The sequence below is a fragment of the Pseudonocardia sp. Ae505_Ps2 genome (assembly GCF_001932425.1).
Classification (GTDB): Bacteria; Actinomycetota; Actinomycetes; order Mycobacteriales; family Pseudonocardiaceae; genus Pseudonocardia.
Genome location: NZ_MCIP01000001.1, coordinates 2,540,271 through 2,558,587 on the forward strand (window position 1 = coordinate 2,540,271; position 18,317 = coordinate 2,558,587).

Consider the following 18,317-nt stretch of genomic DNA (forward strand, 5'->3'; position numbering starts at 1 on the left):
CCACAGGCCACATTGCCTCCTATAGTTCGCGCGTCGGACATATCGGAGGGGCGCGATGACACAGGTGTCAGGCGGACCGGCGGAGCGCGAGCTCCCGCCGGCGGCGGTGGACGAAGAGGTGCTCCTCGCCGAACAGCGGGCGTGGACCCCGTGGAAGATCGCGGTGTGGGTGGGGATCGCCCTGCTGGGCGGTCTGGCGTGGGTGATGCTCGCGCTGGTCCGCGGGGAGACGGTCAACGCGATCTGGTTCGTGTTCGCCGCGGTGAGCACCTATGCGATCGCGTACCGGTTCTACTCCCGCTACATCGAGAACAGGCTGCTGCGTCCGGACGACCGGCGCGCCACCCCGGCCGAGTACAAGGAGAACGGACAGGACTTCCTGCCGACCGACCGGCGGGTCCTCTACGGCCACCACTTCGCCGCGATCGCCGGTGCCGGTCCGCTCGTCGGCCCGGTCCTGGCCGCGCAGATGGGGTACCTGCCCGGCACGATCTGGATCATCGTCGGGGTCATCGTCGCCGGTGCGGTCCAGGACTACCTGGTGCTGTTCTTCTCGATGCGCCGCGGCGGGCGCTCGCTGGGCCAGATGGCCCGCGAGGAGCTCGGCCGGGTCGGCGGCATCGCCGCGCTGATCGCGACCCTCGCCATCATGATCATCCTGATCGCGGTGCTCACCCTGGTCGTCGTCAACGCCCTCGGCGAGAGCCCCTGGGGCGTCTTCTCGGTCGCGCTGACCATCCCGATCGCCCTGTTCATGGGTGTCTACCTGCGCTTCCTGCGGCCGGGGAAGGTCTCCGAGGTCTCCTGGATCGGCTTCGCGCTGCTGATCGGCGCGATCGTCGCCGGCGGCTGGGTCGCCGAGACCGGCTGGGGCCAGGCACTGTTCACCCTGGACCGCACCACCATCGCCTGGGGCGTGATCATCTACGGCTTCGTGGCCGCGGTGCTCCCGGTCTGGCTGCTGCTCGCCCCGCGCGACTACCTGTCGACGTTCATGAAGATCGGCACGATCGTGCTGCTCGCCGTGGCGATCATCGTCGTCCGCCCGGAGCTGGCCGCGCCCGCGTTCAGCGAGTTCGCCGGCCGCGACGACGGCCCGGTCGTCGCCGGGTCGCTGTTCCCGTTCCTGTTCGTGACGATCGCCTGCGGCGCGCTGTCGGGCTTCCACGCCCTGATCTCCTCGGGGACCAGCCCGAAGCTGATCGAGAAGGAGCGCCAGACCCGCCTGATCGGCTACGGCGGCATGCTCATGGAGTCCTTCGTGGCGATCATGGCGCTGGTCGCGGCGCTGTCGATCGACCGCGGGCTCTACTTCGCGATGAACTCGCCCGCGTCGCTGACGCTCGGGACGGTCGAGGGCGCTGCCGCGTTCGTGAACCAGCTCGGGCTGATGGGCGTCAACATCACCCCCGACCAGCTCGCGACGACCGCGGCCCTGGTCGGCGAGGAGTCCGTCGTCTCGCGCACCGGTGGCGCCCCGACCCTCGCGGTCGGCCTGGCGAACATCATGGCGCAGTTCATCGGCGGGCCGGCGATGATGAGCTTCTGGTACCACTTCGCGATCATGTTCGAGGCGCTGTTCATCCTCACCGCCGTCGACGCGGGCACCCGGGTGGCGCGCTTCATGCTGCAGGACGCCATCGGCACCGTGGTCCCGCGGTTCGCCGACACCTCGTGGAAGCCGGCCGCCTGGATCTGCACCGCGCTGATGGTCGGTGGCTGGGGCGCGATCCTGGTGATGGGGGTGACCGACCCGCTCGGCGGGATCAACACGCTCTTCCCGCTGTTCGGCATCGCGAACCAGCTGCTGGCGGCGATCGCGCTCGCGGTCTGTCTGGCCATCGCGGCGCGGCGCGGGCACGTGCGCTACCTGTGGATCATCGTCGTTCCGCTGGCGTTCGCCGCCGTCGTGACGGTCACGGCGTCGATGTACAAGATCTTCTCCGCGAACCCCAAGATCGGGTACTGGGCACAGCACTTCGCGTTCCGGGAGGCCATCGCGTCCGGGGAGACGAGCTTCGGCACCGCGGGCACCCCGCAGGCGATGGCGGCGGTCGTCCGCAACACCTTCGTGCAGGGCACGCTGTCGATCCTCTTCGTGACGCTCGCGCTCGTCGTGATCGTCGCCGCGGTCCTGGCCGCCTGGAGGTCGATCGCGATGGGCGGCCGCCCGGACAACGAGGACGATCCGGTGCCCTCTCGGCTCTACGCCCCGGCCGGGATCATTGCGACCCCGGCGGAGAAGGAGCTGGAGAAGGAATGGACCGAGGCGGTCGGGACCCCGGCCCGGTCGGGGCACTGACCGTGGCGGCCAGGACGCTCACCCGGCTGCGGGCGCTGCACGACTGGTGGCGTGGAGTGATCGGGGCGGACCTGTACGACCGCTACCTCGACCACCACCGTCGCAGCGGGCACGACCACCCGCCGATGAGCGAGCGGGAGTACTGGCGGGTCCGCACCGCGTACCAGGAGAGCAACCCGCAGGGTCGCTGCTGCTGAGGTGGCGCCGTTCCGACCGGTCCCGTTGCGCCGCACGGGTGGCCGGGCATCCACGTTCGGCCCAGCGCGCCCTCCCGGGTGGGTGTCACACCCCACCGGGGAGGGCGCGTCGGGTTCCGGACTCGGGTCGGTGCGGGCAGGATCAGGCCCCGTGAGCGGCGAGGCGTGGCAGGAGAGCGACCAGATCCGCCCGGCCACGGTGCACCGTGCCTACGGGCGAGGCGCCGCGGGCTACGACGCCTTCGTCGCGACCCTGCCCGGCTACCGCACCCACCTGCGGGTGTCGGCCTCGCGAATGGGGCTGGGCGACGGCCACGGCCTGCGGCTGCTCGACGTCGGCTGCGGTACCGGGGTGTCCACCGAGGCGCTGTTGACCAGCGTCGGGGGTGCCGAGGTGGTCGCGGTCGACGCGTCCGCGGAGATGCTCGCCGTCGCCCGGCGGAAGAACTGGTCGCCCCGGGTGACGTTCGTGCACTCCCGGTTGGAGACCCTCGCCGAGGCCGGTGTCGAGGGCCCGTTCGACGGGATCCTCGCGTCCTTCCTGGTGACCAACCTGCCCGACGCCGAACACGGCCTGCGCCGGCTGCTGAGCCTGCTCGCCCCCGGCGCTCCGCTGGCGGTGCACGACTACGCCGTCAGCGGCCGGAGCCGGATGCGGTGGACGGCGGCGAACTGGACCTGGATGCTCCCGATGGCCTCGCTGCGCTGGGGGGCGGCGGATCTCGCGCGCTACCGGGCCCGGCGGATCGCGACGGCCGGTGGGCCCGAGCAGATGGTGCACCGGATGGAGCGCGCCGGGTTCGACGACGTGCGCGTCCAGACCGTCGGCGGGGTCCAGCAGCACCTCGTGCACACGTTCCTGGGGCGGCGCCCCGACGAGCCCGACGTGGTGGGGGAGCGGAAGGAACGCCGCGCCCGCGGTTCGGCCATCGCCGCGGCCGGGTGGCGGCCGCGGCGGGACGAGCCCGTCCCCGCCCACGGGGACACGACCGGGCCCGTCGACGAGGGCGGCCCCGAGGACCCCGGCTACGCCGAGACGCTCCCGGACCAGGTGCTCGACGGCGACGACGTCGAGCTGGGCGAGGGGGACGCCGCCGTGGTCCCCGTGTCTCCTCCTGGTGCGCCCGCCGGCCCCGCGGGGCGCACCGGCGACGACGACCGGGACGACACCGGCGACGGGCCGGACGACCAGGACCGGGGTGGGTCGGGCGCCCCCGACGGCCCCACCCCCGACGAGGACCCGGACACCCGTCCGCGTGGGCACGGCGTCGCCCGGGCGCTGCGGTACGGGCTGCCGGGATCCCGGCCCGACTCCTCCAGCCCCGGCGCGCGACCCGGCCCCGGCCCCGGCGCGGGACCCGGCCCCGACTCCGCTGGACCCGACTCCGCGGGACCCGACTCCGCGGGACCCGACTCCGCAGGACTCGACTCCGCGGACCCCGGCGCGGCCGGATCCGACCCCGCTGCCGCGGGACCCGGCCCTGGAGAGCCCGACCCCGGTGCCACGGGCCCCCGGCGTCCGACACCCGGTCCTCGTCCGCGCCGCCCGGTCGGGCTCCGCCGCCCCGGCCCCCCGCGGCCGCGCCCCGGCGAGGCGCCCCCGCCCGCCGAGGACGACGAGCCGCCGACCCCGCCGACGGGCACCCGCCGGGTCTGACCGGCGGGCTCCCCGGTCCACGGCCGGCCCGTTCTGCAGCAAGGTCGGCCTGGTCGCACTGCAGGCTGCCGGAGCAGCCGTTGCCGGTGTCGATATCCCAGTCACCGCCGGACTCGCATTGCGCGAGGCGATCCCACGTCGCCGACCGGCGCTCTCCGCCGCGGCGACGTCGTTGGTAGCCGTCTGGGGCTTCTCCGGGCCACGAGGCTGCTCCCCGTCCACCGACCCGGCAGCACCGGTCTCGCTCTGCCCACCGGGGGCAGGCAGAGCGGTCCGGTGTTCCGGAGTCATCCAGCTTCCTGGAACTGCGGTGCAGACGTCGCCGATGTGGCGAATGGTGACGGAGCAGGAGCTGAGTCGGCGTTCTTCTCGTACGCCTCGATGATCTCGACCGGGATACAGCCACGCTCGGCGATCCGGTATCCGTTCTGGCGTGCCCATGAACGGATCGCATTGCTGTGCTGGTGCCGTCCAGTCGATGTCGAGGTTGACACCGTTCGGGCGCGACGCGGCCGGGCAGCGCCACTGGGCGCACGGCGAGCTGCGGGCCGGGCGTCACACCTCGGTGCGCTCGGCGACCGGGCACGCGCCGACGCGACGTACGCCTCGTGCTGCTCGGACGCTGCCGATGACCGTCGCCGCGGTGTTGCCCGCCGGTAGCGTCTGGTGAAACGACGATGCGCCGCCCCAGATTCTGGGGCGGCGCATCACGTACAAAGCCCCGGCGACATGATCACTGAGGTGATCAGGGGCCATCCGGGGCTCTTCGCGGACCACGTTACACGAACGGGCGCCAACGGGAGCAGGGATGAGCGACTGGATCGATGACTGGCTGTCGACGCCCCGGTTCGACGTCTACCTCGCCGACGCCGCCGGCGACCGCGACCTCGCCCTCGCCCGCTACGACTGGAACGCCCGCGCCGCCGCCGCGTTCCACCACGACCTCGGGCACCTCGAAGTCGGACTCCGCAACGCCTACGACCGCGCGCTGCGCGCCGCCGCCCCCGACGGCCCGCACTGGGTGTTCGCCCCGGACCGGCACTTCTCCCCCCTGCTCGAACGCACCAGGCGGGGGAAGGTCTACGACTCCAACGAGACGTCCCGGAAGGTCATCGACGCTGCCGTGCGGTCAGCGCGCCGCGCGACCGGCACGAGCCGCCCCGACCCGGGGAAGGTCATCGCCGAGATCGGCTTCGGGTTCTGGCGGTACCTGTCCGCCCGACGACTGTCCGAGCGGCTGTGGGTGCCGTACCTGCACCACGCGTTCCGACCCGGCACCGGTCGCCCCGCGGTCGACGGCCCGGTCGGTCGGCTCCACGACCTCCGCAACCGGGTCGCGCACAACGAGCCACTGATCCGGCGCAATCTCGACGCCCGCTACGCCGACATCCTCACCGTGGCGGGGTTGTTGTCGGCCGAGCTGCGTGAGCACATCGCCGGTCAGTCCCCGGTCCCAGGGGCGCTCGCGGACCGTCCGTGAAGCCCCCGGGCATGACCTTGGCCAGCGAGCCGGCCCCGCACCATGGAGCCGTCCTGCGACGCGGTCTCGTCACCGCTCGCCGGCTTTCCACCGCCTGATCGCATCACGCATCGCCCACTGCGGGTCCTCGCGCCGCCGCCGCTCCGCAGCCTGGTGTTGATCCATCCGACGTCGACGCTGCTGGCGAAGCTCCGCGAGGTACGCCCGCCCCTCATCGGTCGGCCAGCCGTCTGCATCGACGAGCCCGTACCGGCGCAGCCACCGCAGCGCAGTCCGCGGCTGCGACTCAGGGCCCTGCCCTCCCTCGACGAGGCGGTGCAACGTCGCGTGCTGGAGCGGCGTCAGGTCCACACCCCAGATCCTCGCTCAGCACGTAGCCGCGCTGCTACCGGGGCGCGAACCTCACTGCGATTCCCGCACTCCGGCCCGCCAACGAGGGGACGGCCTCGTCGCCTTCGGCGGGTTAGGGCCGATCGGCGGGGAACAGCGTGGTCTGTTCCGGAACTCCGGCCTCCGGCGTGCCGGTGCGTGACGCGCACTTGCGGCACGTCACGGGATCGCTGGTGGCCAGGAGATCGCCGGCGGCGGCGAAGCCGGACCAGCCCTGGTGGCAGGGGGGCACCGGAAGGGACAGGTCTCCGAGCCAGGTCCGGAACGTGACGGCATGCACGACCCGGGACCGCCCGATGCGCAACTGGTGGTCGGTGAACCGCTCGACCTGCGCGCGGGCGAAGTCCTCAGGATCGACCCGACGCGGGAACAGCTCCAGAGCGATGGTCACCGCGCACCTCCTCCCACCGGCGTCCCGGCCTCACCTCGAAGCCTGACACAGGGGACCGACAGCGACCGTTCAGCACGGGTCGCAGAGTCTGGTCGAGCGGGTTGGGGCGGCTGCTGGCGGTGGCAGGTTGGCCCGCGGTCCCGGCCGGCTCGGCCGCAGGTACGCCGGGTCCCGTGAGAGGGCAGCTACCCGCCAAGAAGATCGGTCGTGCATCGGCGGGCGCGGTCGCAGGATGGGCGTACTCCACTATGGCCGAGCTATGGCCGATAAACGGGCAGAACGGATCAACGTCACGATCTTGCTTGTTCAGTTTCGGAACTTCGCAGGGAGTGCAGCGACCGCACGGTGGCTCCGCGACCGAGTGCGCGCGTGGCCGCCTCCTGAAGCACGGGGCCGTCGAGCATCGGGTCGGTGAGCGGCAGCCCGATCTCCACCGCGTCGGCGCCCGCAGCAGCGCACGCCCGCACATGATCGGTCCACGCCGGGATGACGCCGGTCTACAGCCAGCCGTTGCGGCGGAAGTTGCGGTACAGCAGCCCGCACAGCGTCGCGATGACGAGCAGGACCATCGGGTAACCGAAGTCCCAGTGCAGCTCGGGCATCGAGTCGAAGTTCATGCCGTAGACACCGGCGATCATCGTCGGCACCGAGATCAGGCCCGCGTAGGCGGTGATCTTCCGCATGTCGTTGTTCTGTCGCATGCTGATCTTCGCGAGGACCGCGTCGACCAGGGTGGTCAGCAGCTCGTTGAAGCCCGCCACCTGCTCGGCGACGCCACCGAGGTGGTCGTCGACGTCGCGGAAGTAGGACCGCACGTCGTGCGGGACCAGGGCGCTGTAGCCCTCGGCGAGCTTGCGCATCGGCCCGACCAGCGGCATCACGGCGCGGCGCAGGTCGAGGATCTCGCGCTTCATGACGTAGATCTGCTCGGGGTTCATCGTCGAGCGCGGAGAGAACACCTCGGCCTCGACGGCGTCGATGTCGTCCTCGATCTGCCGGCAGACCTCGATGTAGGAGTCCACGACGTGGTCGGCGATCGCGTGCAGCACCGCGGCCGGGCCGAGGGACAGCTGCTCGGGGTCGTCCTCCAGGCGTCGGCGCACCTCGCGCAGGCCGGTGTGGCGGCCGTGCCGGACGGTCACGACGAAGTCGCGCCCGAGGAACGCCATGACCTCGCCGGTCTCGACGATCTCGTTCGACGTCGTCGGGTCGGCGTGCCCGACGTAGCGGACGGTCTTGAGCACCATGAACAGTGTGTCGTCGTAGCGCTCGAGCTTGGGGCGGTTGTGCGCGTGCACCGCGTCCTCGACGGCGAGCTCGTGCAGCCCGTAGGTCTCGGCGATGCCGGAGATCTGCTCCTCGTCGGGCTCGTGCAGCCCGATCCAGACGAAGCCCTCGCCGCGCTCGCGCACCTCGGCGATGGCCTCGTCGTGTGTCCAGCGGCCGGGGAGCCGGTGGCCGTCGAGGTAGACGCTGCAGTCGACGACGTAGGCGGACAGGGGGACACGCAGCCGGACGGGCGGGCTCGCGGCGGCCCGCGCCGCGGCGCGCTCGGCGCGCCGGGACGGGCGGATGGTGGGGCGCAGCTGGGAGAGCGAGGGCATCACGAGGACCACCTCCGGGCGTGCCGGTGCGGCTCGGGGGACGAGCGGCACCGGATGACGGTGCGACCGCGCAGGGCGGCCGCCGGGCCGGAACTCGCCTCCCGCCGGGATCAGCCCCGGACGTACCTCGGGGCCGTGCGCAGCGGGAGGCGGCACCTACTGCTCGCCGGTGTCTGGGACGCGGACACCGCACTCACCTCCCTGCTGTTCGGCGGACCGTCCTGTGTCTCGTCCGTACGCCGGCCGACGTCACCGTGATGTGACATCCCCGACCGCGCACGTGTGAGCCGGACCGCCCTTCCTCGCGCGGGCCACCGGATAGATTACTCCCGCAACGAATCGACGGCGTGATGGGAGCGTGAACGGTGCAGTTCGGGCGCTACTACGAGGAGTTCGAGGTCGGTGCCGTCTACAAGCACTGGCCCGGCAAGACGGTCACCGAGTACGACGACCACCTGTTCTGCCTCCTCACCATGAACCACCACCCGCTGCACATGGATGCGCACTACGCGGAGGAGACGACCGACTTCGGCAAGAACGTCGTGGTCGGCAACTACATCTACTCGCTGCTGCTGGGCATGTCGGTGCCGGACGTGTCGGGCAAGGCGATCGCGAACCTCGAGGTCGAGTCGCTCAAGCACACGAAGCCGACCTTCCACGGCGACACGATCTACGGCGAGACCGAGGTCCTCGACAAGACCCCGTCGAAGTCCAAGGACGACCGCGGCGTGGTGTACGTCGAGACCCGCGGCTACAAGCAGGACGGCACCGTCGTCTGCACCTTCCGCCGCAAGGTCATGGTGCCGAAGCGGTCCTACGGCGACAGCCGCGGCGGCGAGCAGCCCGGCCGTCCCACGCCGCAGGTCTGACCCGACGGCCGCACCCCGGCGCACCGGCCCCCGACTCCCACCGGAGCGGGGGCCGTCGTGTGTCACCCACACGCATACCGCCGGGGCGGTCGGGCACCCGCCGTGGTGGTCAGGCCCGGGGCAGACAGTCCCAGCCGCCGAGGGTCTCGGTGAGGCCCTCGACGACGGCCAGCGCCGCGTAGCCCGCCCGGTCGACGAACCGGGCGTCGGTGGCGTCGTCGCCGGCCCGCGGCGCACCCGCGTCCGCCGCGAGGGCGCAGACGTAGTCGGCGATCCGGTACGGGCCTCGGAACACCACCCCGGCGAGCCGGCCGGGGACCACCGTCAGACCGGTCTCCTCGGCGAGCTCGCGGACCACCGCGTCGTGCTCGCTCTCGCCGGCCTCGACCCGCCCACCGGGGACCGACCACAGCCCCCGACCAGGCTCGTTGGCCCGGCGGACGAGCAGCAATCGTCCGTCCGGGTCGAACACGATTCCACCCACGCAGGCGACGTGTCGGCTACTGTCGGTCATCCGAAACGACGGTACGCTGCTCGGGTGCCGGTACCGGGGCCAGCCGGCCCTCCGGTACCAATGACATGTCTGTGTGTCCGACACACCGAGAAACGGGTGGGCAGGGAACGTGAAGAAGATCCTGATCCTGGTTGCGGTGGCGCTGGGGATCTTCCTGGTGATCACCAATCCCAATGGTGCAGCCGGTTCGGTCACCAACGTCGGCAACATCCTCTACGACGCCGCGCAGTCCGTCTCGGTGTTCGTCACCAACCTGATCTGAGCCCGTGCTCGCGCCCCGGGAGATCGACGAGTACCTGCTCCCCACGGAGCGGCGCGTCATCCGTGTGCGCCAGCACTGGGCGGTGATGGTCAAGCACATCTGGCAGACCGCGCTGTTCATCATCGTGGTCGTCGGGATCGAGCAGCTGCTCGACCGCCCCGGGACCGACCCGGTCCTGGACGTCGTCGTCGACAACCTGGCGTTCTACCTGGTCGTCGTCGCGGTCCTGCGCTACACGGCGCTGTCGATCCTCTGGTGGATCGAGCGGATCGTGATCACCGACAAGCGGGTGATGATCGCCCAGGGGATCATCGTGCACAACGTCGGCATGATGCCCCTGGGCAAGGTCACCGACCTCACGTTCCAGCGTTCGCTGTCCGGGCGCATGCTCGGCTACGGGACCATGGTCGTCGAGTCCGCGGGGCAGATCCAGGCGCTCAACCGCATCGACTACATGCCGAGGCCCGAGGAGATCTACGAGGCGCTCTCCGAGCTGGTCTTCGGGGAGAAGGGCAAGACCCGCGCGACGGGCATGCTCGCCAAACCACGCTGGCGGCGCTGACCCGCGTGTCCGTCGCGGGATGCGCGCGCGCCGCGCGGCGCTAGTGTCGGTCACGTGTCCGTCATCGACTTGCACGCCCACTCCACCGCGTCCGACGGCACCGACTCCCCGGCCGGGCTGGTCCGGGCGGCCGGCGCCGCGGGGCTCGACGTCGTCGCGATCACCGACCACGACACCACCGGTGGCTGGGCCGACGCGGCAGCGGCGCTCCCGCCGGGGCTCGCGCTGGTGCGCGGCGCGGAGTTCTCCTGCCTGAGCCCGACCGGCCGCACGGGCGAGCCGCGCTGCTCGGTGCACCTGCTGGGCTACCTGTTCGACCCCGAGCACGCCGCGATCGTCGCGGAGCAGGAGCGGCTGCGGGCCGAGCGCGTGCAGCGGCTGGAGACGATGATCGGGCGGATGGCCGCCGACGGGTACCCGGTCGACGTCGAGACCGTGTTCGCGCACCTGCCCGAGGGTGGTAGCGCGGGCCGGCCGCACCTGGCCCGCGCGCTCGTCGCGGCCGGCGTCGTCGGGTCGGTCGACGAGGCCTTCGCCGAGCTGCTGCACAACGACAGCCCCTACTACGTCCCGCGTGCCGACACCCGGGTCGAGACGGCCGTCGAGATGATCGTCGCGGCCGGCGGGGTCGCGGTGTTCGCGCACCCGCTGGCCCGCACGCGTGGTGTGGTCGTGGAGCCGTCGGTGCTCGTCGACCTGATCGGCTGGGGGCTGGGCGGGATCGAGGTCGACCACCCGAACCACGCCTCGGTCGACCGCGAGCTGCTGCGCGGGATCGTCGCCGAGCACGGCCTGCTCGCGACCGGCTCCAGTGACTACCACGGCACCAACAAGACGACCCCGCTCGCGCAGGAGACGACCGACCCGGAGGTCTACGCGGCCCTGACCGAACGGGCCACCGGCGTCCCCGTGCTGCACGGCTGATCCGGCGGCACCGCGTGACGGTGGGTCGCCGGGAGTGAGCGACGGTCGGTGACCGTCCGGGAGTACCGTGGCGCCCATGGCCCGGACCACCGCTCCCGCCACCGGGGCCCCGGACGGTCAGCTCGGCCTGGACCTGCTTGACCCCGGCTTCGGTGCGACCGCACTGCACCGGGTCACCCCGGCCCGGCTCGACACCTGGGACGCCTGCCCGCGCCGCTACCGGATGCTGCACGTCGACCGCCCGGCCCCGTCGCGGGGCGGCGGGTTCGCCCACACCACGCTCGGTGCGGTGGTGCACCTGGCGCTGCGCTCGCTGGCGGCCCTGCCCGTCGATCGGCGCACCCCGGAGCAGGCCGCGGCACTGGTGGACCGGCACTGGACCGGCGAGGGGTTCGCCGACGACGCCCAGGCCGCCCGGTACCGCGAGCGTGCCCGGGACTGGCTGGCCGCCGTCGTCGACGGCCCGGTCGGGCGGGACGAGCCGCTCGCGGTCGAGCGGTGGGTACGGGCCCCCGCCGGGCCGCTGCTGGTCGAGGGCCGGGTCGACCGGATCGACGAGCGCGACGGCGAGGCCGTCGTCGTCGACTTCAAGACCGGGCGCCGGGTGCCGACCGCGGCCGACGCCGCCGCGTCCCGCCAGCTCGCGCTCTACGCCGTCGCCACCGCCTCGGTGTTCCGCCGCCCCTGCCGCACCGTCGAGCTGCACCACGTGCCGACCGGAACCGTCGCCGTGCACACCCACGACCAGGTCTCCCTCGACCGGCACGTCGCCGCGGCCGCAGGGTCCGCCGACGCCGCCGCCGGGGCGACGACCGCGCTGGCCGACGGCGGCGACGCCGACACGCTCTTCCCGGTCCGCACCGGTGCGCACTGCGGGACCTGCGCGGTCCGCCGCCACTGCGCCGCCGGCCGCGCCGCCGTGCCGGAGCCGCGACCGTGGGACCTGCTCGCCCCGTGACCGCCGACCCGCAGTTCCCCGGCCCCCCGCGGCACGGCCGACCCCCGATCCCGCCACGCCCGCCGGGCGCGCCCGCCCCGTACCGTGCCGGGCCGTCGCACGGGCGCCAGCACCCCGGCCCCGACGGCTACGGCCCCCGCCCGCCGGTCCCGCCGTCCGGTCCGCCCCGCAGGCGCGGTGACGTCGGGTCCCCGGCCGGTCCACGCCCCACCGAGGCCCTGCCCGCGTCCCGCCGCGCGCCGCGCCGCGGTCTGTCCTCCGGTCCCGCCGAGCCGCCCCGCGACGACGAGCACCCCGCCGCCCGCGCGCCCGGCCGGCGGGCCGACCGCCGCCGCGCCGAGGAGAACGCACGTCGGGCACGGCGCCGTGCCCCCGGACCCGACGTCGACGGGGCAGGCGCCCGGCTGCTGCGGGGCCTGGCCGGGGTGCTCGCCGGCGGACTCGTGGTGCTCGCGCTCGGGCTGGTCGTCGTGGAGTGGGTGGCCGGGAGCAGCGGGGTCCCCGGCCCCGGGGCCGGTGCGATCGTCGCGCACGCGGGGGCGGCGGCCGTCGCCGTCGTGGGCCAGGTCGTCGCGGACCGGCGGCGCGACCGCACCGGGCTGCTCGCCGCGCTCGGGGTGATCGTGACGGCGTCGCTGGTGCTCGGGCTCGGCTGGTTCCTGTAGGGGAGCGCGGCCGTCCCGACTCAGCCGGCGGGCCCCAGCACGACGATCTCGCTGCCGCGCAGCTCGACCAGCAGCGCGCCCTGGGCGGCGAGCAGCACCGGTCCGGCCACCGGGCCGCGGTCCACCGGCAGGGTCCGGGCGACGACGCCGGTGGCCGGGTCGACGTCGGCGATCCCGCCGGGGACGGGCACGAGCAGCCGGTCGCCGTAGCGGGTGCCCGGGCCGAGGGTGCCCGGCAGGCTCCAGCGCGGCTGGAGGCTGCGGGTGTCCAGCGCGACGGTCGCCCCGCCGGTCCACCAGTAGCGGTTCCGGTCGTCGGCGGTCGTGCGGGCGACGCCGTCGGCCGGGGCGGCGACCGTCGCACCCGCCTCGACCGGGAACTCCCCGATGCCGCGCCCGCCTCCGTCGTAGAGGGCCAGGCGGGGGACGCCCGGCAGCAGGACGGCGACGCGCTCGGACGACGCGGCGATCACCTGCGCGCCGTCGGTCCCGATGACCGACGACGAGTCGAACGCGGGCCGGTCGCCCTCGGTGCGGCTGGGACGCAGCACCGTCAACCGCTCGGACGGCTCACCGGGGCAGCGCTCCAGGATCACGGCGCGGTCCTCGGCGGCGGCGAAGGACCCGAACGTGCACCCCGACCGCGGCTGCGAGCCGGGCTCCTCCAGCGCGCGCACCGTGCCGTACTCGGCGGTGCGGACCAGGTCGGAGCGGAAGGTCTCGACGTAGTCCTGGCCGGTCGCGAGCACCGGGTCCTGGCCGATCAACCGGGTGCCGGGCCGGGCGTCGAGGGTTCTGGCCGGTCCGCGGGCGCCGGAGTCGGGCTGGAGCGTGGAGAGCTCCGAGCAGTACTCGTCGTTGCGGTAGAGCGCGAGCACGCGACCGTCGGCGAACCCGGTGGTGCACAGCGGGAGGTCGCGTTCGTAGCTCCAGCGCTCGGCGCCGGTGCGCGCGTCGCGCCCGGAGACCCGCGACCCCTCGGCGACGGCGACGCCGTCCCCGACCGCCAGCGGCACCGGGGTGTCCGGGCTGGCCGCCCGCCACAGCTCGGTGAACCCGGCCGGGACCGGGCCGACCGGTGGTGGCGGGGCGGGGGCGGTCGCGGCCGTCACCGACTCGGTGTGCGCGGCCGGGCTCTGCACCGCGTAGAGCACCGCGACCCCGGCCAGCAGCAGCACGAGCACCGCGGCGACCAGTCGGTCGCCGCGGTGTCGTCGTTCGGCGGGGATGCCCGGGAGCGGGAGCCGGTCCCGCAGGGGGCGGCCGCGCAGCACGCGTGGTGTCAGCTGGCGGCCGCGTCGGCCCCGTCGGCGGACTCGCCGCCACCGGGTCCGCGCCGCGACCCGCCGCGGCGGCGACGACGGCGCGGCGTGGCCGCCCCGCCCTCGGCCGACGCGCCGGCGTCCGGCCCGTTCTGCGGGGCGCCCTCGGTGGAGCCCGCGGCGGCGGCACCCTCGGCGGTGGTCGAGGCACCCGCCTCGACCGCGACGCCGCCCCGGGTCCGGGAACGGGAGCGGTTGCGCCGCGGGCGGCGACCGCCCTCGTCGCCGTCGCCGTTGCGGCTGGCCTCGCGGCTGCCACCGTCACGGCCACCACCGTCACGGCCGCCACCGTCGCGACGGCTGCCGCGCGGCTTGCGGGCGCCCTGGTGGTCGCCGTCGGAGTCGATGTACTCGGCGTCGAGCCCGGCGCGGGTGCGCGCGGACAGCGGGAGCCGCCCGGACGCCGTCGTCGGGATGTCGAGGTCGGTGAACAGGTGGTCCGAGGTCGAGTAGGTCTCGACCGGCTCGTCGATGCCCAGCGACAGGTCGTCGGAGATCATCTTCCAGCGCGGGGTCTCGTCCCAGTCCACCAGCGTGACCGCGACGCCCTCGCGTCCGGCGCGGCCGGTGCGGCCGATCCGGTGCACGTAGGTCTTGGCGTCCTCGGGGCACTGGTAGTTGATGACGTGCGTGACGCCGCTGACGTCGATGCCACGGGCCGCGACGTCGGTCGCGACCAGCACGTCGACCTTCTCCGCGCGGAACGCGCGCAGTGCCTGCTCGCGAGCGCCCTGGCCGAGGTCACCGTGCACCGCCGCGGCGGCGAAGCCGCGCTCGGCGAGGTCGTCGGCGACGCGCTGGGCGGTCCGCTTGGTCCGGGTGAAGATCATGGTGAGGCCGCGGTCCTTGGCCTGCAGGGCCCGGGTGACCAGCTCGACCTTGTCCATCGCGTGCGCGCGGTAGACCAGCTGCTTGGTCCGCTCGTGGATGGAGCCCTGGTCGGCCTCCTCCGCGCGGATGTGCGTCGGGCGGGTCAGGAACGCCCGCGAGAGCTGCACGATCGGGCCTGGCATGGTCGCCGAGAACAGCATCGTGTGCCGCTCCTCGGGGAGCATGCGCAGGATCCGCTCGACGTCGGGCAGGAAGCCCAGGTCCAGCATCTCGTCGGCCTCGTCCAGGACGAGTGCCTTGACCCGGCCGAGGACCAGGTGGCGCTGCTCGGCGAGGTCGAGCAGCCGGCCCGGGGTGCCGACGATGACGTCGACGCCCTTGCGCAGGGCCTCCAGCTGCGGCTCGTAGGCCCGGCCGCCGTAGATGGCGACGACGCGCACGCCCAGGTTCTTGCCCGCGGCGGCGATGTCCCGGGCGACCTGCACGCACAGCTCGCGGGTCGGGACGACGACGAGCGCCTGCGGGACGTCCTTGGTGCGGTCGGCGGCCTCGCCCTCGGCGGTGGCGGCGGGGCGCTCACCGGGCGGGGTGATCCGCTGCAGCAGCGGGACGCCGAAGCCCAGCGTCTTGCCGGTGCCGGTGCGGGCCTGGCCGATGACGTCCTCGCCGGCGAGTGCCAGCGGGAGGGTGAGCTCCTGGATCGCGAACGTGCGCACGATGTCGTTCTCCGCGAGCGCGGAGACGATCTCGGGCCGTACGCCGAGCTCGGCGAAGGTCGGGGGGAGCTTCTCGCCGCCGGGGTTGGTCACGCCGAGCGGGGTCTCGCTGGGGGTGATGCCGGTGGGCAGGAAGCCCGGGTCGGCCTCGGGGGTGTCGGCGCTGTCGCTTCGGGACAGTGTGATCGCCTCTCTCCGCGCACAGGAGCCGTGGCGTGGCTCGTCGACCGGCCCCGGGCCGTCGGGACGGTCCGGGCGGGAGAGCAGCCGAGGCGCTGCGCGCACCAGTACGGGTGCGGGTCCCGGTGAGACGGGCTCGGCCGGGTCGGCCGCTCGTCCCGTTACCCGGTCCCCGCGCGGTGGGCGCGTCCCCGTGGAGTCCCATGAGCCCGAAATCCGGTGACGCGCTGACCGCATGGTACCCGCCACGGCGCCCGAACACGACGGCGCGGCCGTCGCCGGGTGGGGTGAGTTGCCTCGCGCCGTGGTCGCGACGGCCGTCGCGGGCCGCCCGGCCGGCCGGTAGGGCCCGGTTAGGGTGGCGTCCATGACCACTGGAGGCGACGCGCCGACGGCCGCGACCGTGGAGCTGCTCGGCGTGCTGGCCTACGGCGAGCTGTCGGCGTTCGACCGGCTCGCCGAGGACGCCCGGGCCGCGCCGACGCTGGCCGGCCGCGCGCAGCTGTCGACGATGGCCGCCGCCGAGATCGGCCACTTCCGCCTGATCGAGGACCACCTGGGCCGCAGCGGGATCGCCGTCGCGGACGCGATGGCGCCGTTCGTCGCGCTGATCGACAGCTACCACGCCTCGACCGCCCCGCGGAGCTGGCTGGAGTCGCTGGTCAAGGCCTATCTCGGCGACGGTCTCGGCGCCGACTTCTACCGCGAGGTCGCGGGCTGGGTGGATCCCGGCACCGGCGACCTGGTGCAGCGGGTGCTCGCCGACACCGGGCACTCCGCCTTCGCCGAGCGCGAGGTGCAGGCCGCCTGCGCCGCCAACCCGGCGCAGCGCGACCGGCTGGCCCTGTGGGGCAGGCGGCTGCTCGGCGAGGCCGTCACCCACGCCCAGCGGGTCGTCGCCGAGCGCGACGAGCTGGCCGAGTTCATCGTGCTCGGCTCGGGGGAGAAGGGCGGCGTGGCCGGGCTCATCCGGACGGTGCAGACCGCGCACGGCCGCCGGATGGGCAGGCTCGGACTCTCCTGAGTCCCGGCCCGGTGGTCGGGGTCGCGGCTCGCCGATGCTCCGGCCCGATCTCGACTAGCCTGGCGCGGGCAAGGTGATCAGAAGTGACGGATCGGGAGGACCACCGGTGAAGGTCAAGATCGGCATCGCGGAGACCCCGCGGGAGCTCGTGGTGTCCAGCGACCGCACGCCGGACGAGGTGGCCCAGCTCGTGAGCGGGGCGATGAAGTCCGACGACGGGCTGCTGGACCTCACCGACGACGAGGGCCGTCGCTACGTCGTCCCGGTCGCGCGCATCTCGTACGTGGAGATCGGCCCGTCCGAGGAGCGCCGGGTCGGGTTCGGCCTCAGCGGCTGAGCGCACCCGGGGTCGTCCGGGCCCGGTACCCGTCCGCGGGGCCGGGCCCGACGCGTGTCCGGGGGAGGGGGCCGGTCAGTCGGTCTCCGGCGGGGGCGGCCCGTCCAGGGCGAACGGCGGCCTGCCGGTGCCGGTGATCCGGAACCGGTCCCACACGTCCGGCTCGGACAGCGTGCCGACGGCCGTGTGCCCGGGCGTCCGGACCTCTGCGGTGCCGCCGCGGCTGCCCAGCAGCGCGGTGAGCCGGGGGTGCGCGGCGACCCGGCCCGCCCAGTGCAGCCTGCCGTCGAAGGGCTCGTGCCGGGCGTCGAGGAGCACCTCGACCTCGACCGTCTCCTCGCCCAGCACCAGGGTGGCGGGGCCGCGGTAGCCCTCGTCGCGGTCGTGGTCGTGGTCGGCGCTCACCGGTCCTGCACCGAGCCCTCGTGCACCTGTGGCTCGGGGACCAGCCGCAGGATGTCGGCGGTCGCGGTGGGGGAGTCGAGCCCGGCGACGCCGGCGATCCCGCCCCAGATCAGTGCGGACAGGTAGTTGGTGAGCGCGTCACGGCTCATCGTCCGGCGCTCCAGCCACCACTCGCCCGCGGTCTGGACCATCCCGATGATCCCGTGCGCCCACGCCTCGGCGCCGCCGGAGTCGCGGCCCTGGGCGCGCAGCCGCTCCCCGAACAGCGTGGTCAGCAGGGCGCCGATCTGGCCGCGCACGTCCTGCGCGATCTCGGCGCCCGGCACCGGCTCGGCCGGGTTCGCGACGACGAACCGGTACAGCTGGGGCTCCTCCTCGATCATCCCGAGGTAGGCGTCGATGACGGCGGCGACGTGCTCGATCGGCTCGGCGTCGATCGCCAGCACCGGGTAGATCCGCTGCATCAGCATGTCCGCGGCGTGCTCGCTGACGGCGCGCTGCAGGTCGGCGCGGTCGGCGAAGTGCCGGTAGAGCACCGGCTTGGTGATGCCGGCCGCGCCGGCGATCTGGGCGACCGAGACCCCGGCACCGTGTTCGCGGATCGCGTCGACGGCGGCGGCGACCATCTCGGTCCGCCGTTCCTCCCGTCGGCGGCTGCGCGCATCGGGCTTGACATCCCTCGGGTCCTGGGGCACGTTACCAGTGGTAACTGTTACTGGCGGTAACA

At 73.8% G+C, this 18,317-nt stretch carries 23 protein-coding genes and 1 pseudogene; 13 read left to right on the forward strand and 11 right to left on the reverse strand.

Translation table 11 applies throughout. The features are described 5' to 3' along the window. The first annotated feature begins 55 nt into the window (after positions 1 to 55). From Ae505Ps2_RS12225 to Ae505Ps2_RS32605, 3 genes are all read left to right on the forward strand, one after another. Positions 56 to 2,302: a carbon starvation CstA family protein gene (locus tag Ae505Ps2_RS12225; protein ID WP_075308159.1), complete on the forward strand. Its 2,247-nt coding sequence runs from the start codon at positions 56 to 58 to the stop codon at positions 2,300 to 2,302. Beyond that, positions 2,260 to 2,499, forward strand: coding sequence for a YbdD/YjiX family protein (locus Ae505Ps2_RS12230; RefSeq protein ID WP_020623569.1), 240 nt, complete (start codon positions 2,260 to 2,262; stop codon positions 2,497 to 2,499). The genes Ae505Ps2_RS12225 and Ae505Ps2_RS12230 overlap by 43 nt, the downstream gene beginning before the upstream one ends. 151 nt (positions 2,500 to 2,650) lie before the next feature. Further along, a complete protein-coding gene (locus Ae505Ps2_RS32605; RefSeq protein WP_075333007.1) occupies positions 2,651 to 4,156 on the forward strand; it encodes a class I SAM-dependent methyltransferase in 1,506 nt (501 codons plus the stop codon). A 91-nt stretch (positions 4,157 to 4,247) separates the two neighbouring features. Here the strand turns inward: Ae505Ps2_RS32605 and Ae505Ps2_RS34010 are convergent. Both Ae505Ps2_RS34010 and Ae505Ps2_RS33365 read right to left on the reverse strand, forming a co-directional pair. Then, positions 4,248 to 4,505 (reverse strand): annotated as a pseudogene (locus Ae505Ps2_RS34010) (hypothetical protein); the annotation flags it as partial. Next, on the reverse strand, positions 4,444 to 4,650 hold the full coding sequence (locus Ae505Ps2_RS33365; RefSeq protein WP_075308155.1) for a histone-like nucleoid-structuring protein Lsr2: 207 nt from the start codon (positions 4,648 to 4,650) through the stop codon (positions 4,444 to 4,446). The pseudogene Ae505Ps2_RS34010 and the gene Ae505Ps2_RS33365, both read right to left, overlap by 62 nt. Between Ae505Ps2_RS33365 and Ae505Ps2_RS31180 the strand changes: the two genes are divergently transcribed. Continuing rightward, on the forward strand, positions 4,635 to 4,826 hold the full coding sequence (locus Ae505Ps2_RS31180; protein ID WP_139320167.1) for a hypothetical protein: 192 nt from the start codon (positions 4,635 to 4,637) through the stop codon (positions 4,824 to 4,826). The genes Ae505Ps2_RS33365 and Ae505Ps2_RS31180 overlap by 16 nt on opposite strands. A 138-nt stretch (positions 4,827 to 4,964) precedes the next feature. Continuing rightward, positions 4,965 to 5,636, forward strand: a complete 672-nt coding sequence (locus Ae505Ps2_RS12250; RefSeq protein ID WP_020623567.1) for a hypothetical protein — start codon at positions 4,965 to 4,967, stop codon at positions 5,634 to 5,636. Between the two features lie 69 nt (positions 5,637 to 5,705). On the opposite strand, the gene Ae505Ps2_RS12255 is transcribed toward Ae505Ps2_RS12250, so the two are convergent. The 4 genes from Ae505Ps2_RS12255 to corA all read right to left on the reverse strand — a co-directional run bounded on the left by Ae505Ps2_RS12255 (position 5,706) and on the right by corA (position 8,021). Then, positions 5,706 to 5,987 (reverse strand): hypothetical protein, encoded by a 282-nt coding sequence (locus Ae505Ps2_RS12255; protein ID WP_020623566.1) that lies wholly within the window; start codon positions 5,985 to 5,987, stop codon positions 5,706 to 5,708. A 112-nt stretch (positions 5,988 to 6,099) separates the two neighbouring features. After that, positions 6,100 to 6,417: a hypothetical protein gene (locus Ae505Ps2_RS12260; protein ID WP_083695580.1), complete on the reverse strand. Its 318-nt coding sequence runs from the start codon at positions 6,415 to 6,417 to the stop codon at positions 6,100 to 6,102. A 290-nt stretch (positions 6,418 to 6,707) separates the two neighbouring features. After that, a complete protein-coding gene (locus Ae505Ps2_RS12265) occupies positions 6,708 to 6,884 on the reverse strand; it encodes a tryptophan synthase subunit alpha (protein ID WP_255407881.1) in 177 nt (58 codons plus the stop codon). Positions 6,885 to 6,914: 30 nt separating this feature from the next. Further along, on the reverse strand, positions 6,915 to 8,021 hold the full coding sequence (gene corA, locus Ae505Ps2_RS12270; protein ID WP_075312332.1) for a magnesium/cobalt transporter CorA: 1,107 nt from the start codon (positions 8,019 to 8,021) through the stop codon (positions 6,915 to 6,917). Between the two features lie 365 nt (positions 8,022 to 8,386). On the opposite strand from corA, the gene Ae505Ps2_RS12275 reads away from it, so the two are divergent. Further along, positions 8,387 to 8,890: a MaoC family dehydratase gene (locus tag Ae505Ps2_RS12275; RefSeq protein ID WP_020623563.1), complete on the forward strand. Its 504-nt coding sequence runs from the start codon at positions 8,387 to 8,389 to the stop codon at positions 8,888 to 8,890. 109 nt (positions 8,891 to 8,999) lie between these two features. Here the strand turns inward: Ae505Ps2_RS12275 and Ae505Ps2_RS12280 are convergent, their stop codons facing one another. After that, on the reverse strand, positions 9,000 to 9,404 hold the full coding sequence (locus Ae505Ps2_RS12280) for an NUDIX domain-containing protein (RefSeq protein ID WP_043277853.1): 405 nt from the start codon (positions 9,402 to 9,404) through the stop codon (positions 9,000 to 9,002). Positions 9,405 to 9,513: 109 nt separating this feature from the next. Here Ae505Ps2_RS12280 and Ae505Ps2_RS12285 point away from each other — a divergent pair, with 109 nt between their 5' ends. From Ae505Ps2_RS12285 to Ae505Ps2_RS12305, 5 genes are all read left to right on the forward strand, one after another. Then, positions 9,514 to 9,666 (forward strand): hypothetical protein, encoded by a 153-nt coding sequence (locus Ae505Ps2_RS12285; RefSeq protein ID WP_020623561.1) that lies wholly within the window; start codon positions 9,514 to 9,516, stop codon positions 9,664 to 9,666. Positions 9,667 to 9,670: 4 nt separating this feature from the next. After that, a complete protein-coding gene (locus Ae505Ps2_RS12290; protein WP_020623560.1) occupies positions 9,671 to 10,228 on the forward strand; it encodes a PH domain-containing protein in 558 nt (185 codons plus the stop codon). A 54-nt stretch (positions 10,229 to 10,282) separates the two neighbouring features. Next, positions 10,283 to 11,152, forward strand: a complete 870-nt coding sequence (locus Ae505Ps2_RS12295) for a PHP domain-containing protein (protein ID WP_075308151.1) — start codon at positions 10,283 to 10,285, stop codon at positions 11,150 to 11,152. Between the two features lie 76 nt (positions 11,153 to 11,228). After that, the gene (locus Ae505Ps2_RS12300) at positions 11,229 to 12,110 is read left to right on the forward strand and encodes a PD-(D/E)XK nuclease family protein (RefSeq protein ID WP_083695583.1); all 882 of its coding nucleotides are present in this window, start codon (positions 11,229 to 11,231) and stop codon (positions 12,108 to 12,110) included. Beyond that, positions 12,107 to 12,775, forward strand: coding sequence for a hypothetical protein (locus Ae505Ps2_RS12305; RefSeq protein WP_075308149.1), 669 nt, complete (start codon positions 12,107 to 12,109; stop codon positions 12,773 to 12,775). The genes Ae505Ps2_RS12300 and Ae505Ps2_RS12305 overlap by 4 nt, the downstream gene beginning before the upstream one ends. Positions 12,776 to 12,795: 20 nt before the next feature. On the opposite strand, the gene Ae505Ps2_RS12310 is transcribed toward Ae505Ps2_RS12305, so the two are convergent. After that, the gene (locus Ae505Ps2_RS12310) at positions 12,796 to 14,049 is read right to left on the reverse strand and encodes a hypothetical protein (protein WP_083695585.1); all 1,254 of its coding nucleotides are present in this window, start codon (positions 14,047 to 14,049) and stop codon (positions 12,796 to 12,798) included. A gap of 8 nt (positions 14,050 to 14,057) precedes the next feature. Next, positions 14,058 to 15,737, reverse strand: a complete 1,680-nt coding sequence (locus Ae505Ps2_RS12315; protein WP_233147726.1) for a DEAD/DEAH box helicase — start codon at positions 15,735 to 15,737, stop codon at positions 14,058 to 14,060. Between the two features lie 454 nt (positions 15,738 to 16,191). On the opposite strand from Ae505Ps2_RS12315, the gene Ae505Ps2_RS12320 reads away from it, so the two are divergent. Further along, complete coding sequence (locus Ae505Ps2_RS12320) at positions 16,192 to 16,848, forward strand: ferritin-like fold-containing protein (RefSeq protein WP_020625914.1); 657 nt, start codon at positions 16,192 to 16,194, stop codon at positions 16,846 to 16,848. Between the two features lie 106 nt (positions 16,849 to 16,954). After that, positions 16,955 to 17,185: a DUF3107 domain-containing protein gene (locus Ae505Ps2_RS12325; RefSeq protein ID WP_020625913.1), complete on the forward strand. Its 231-nt coding sequence runs from the start codon at positions 16,955 to 16,957 to the stop codon at positions 17,183 to 17,185. 75 nt (positions 17,186 to 17,260) lie between these two features. Here the strand turns inward: Ae505Ps2_RS12325 and Ae505Ps2_RS12330 are convergent, their stop codons facing one another. Both Ae505Ps2_RS12330 and Ae505Ps2_RS12335 read right to left on the reverse strand, forming a co-directional pair. Then, a complete protein-coding gene (locus tag Ae505Ps2_RS12330) occupies positions 17,261 to 17,590 on the reverse strand; it encodes a DUF4873 domain-containing protein (protein ID WP_075553630.1) in 330 nt (109 codons plus the stop codon). Continuing rightward, on the reverse strand, positions 17,587 to 18,285 hold the full coding sequence (locus Ae505Ps2_RS12335; protein ID WP_043280359.1) for a TetR family transcriptional regulator: 699 nt from the start codon (positions 18,283 to 18,285) through the stop codon (positions 17,587 to 17,589). Before Ae505Ps2_RS12335 ends, Ae505Ps2_RS12330 begins: the two co-directional genes overlap by 4 nt. Positions 18,286 to 18,317 lie beyond the last annotated feature (32 nt).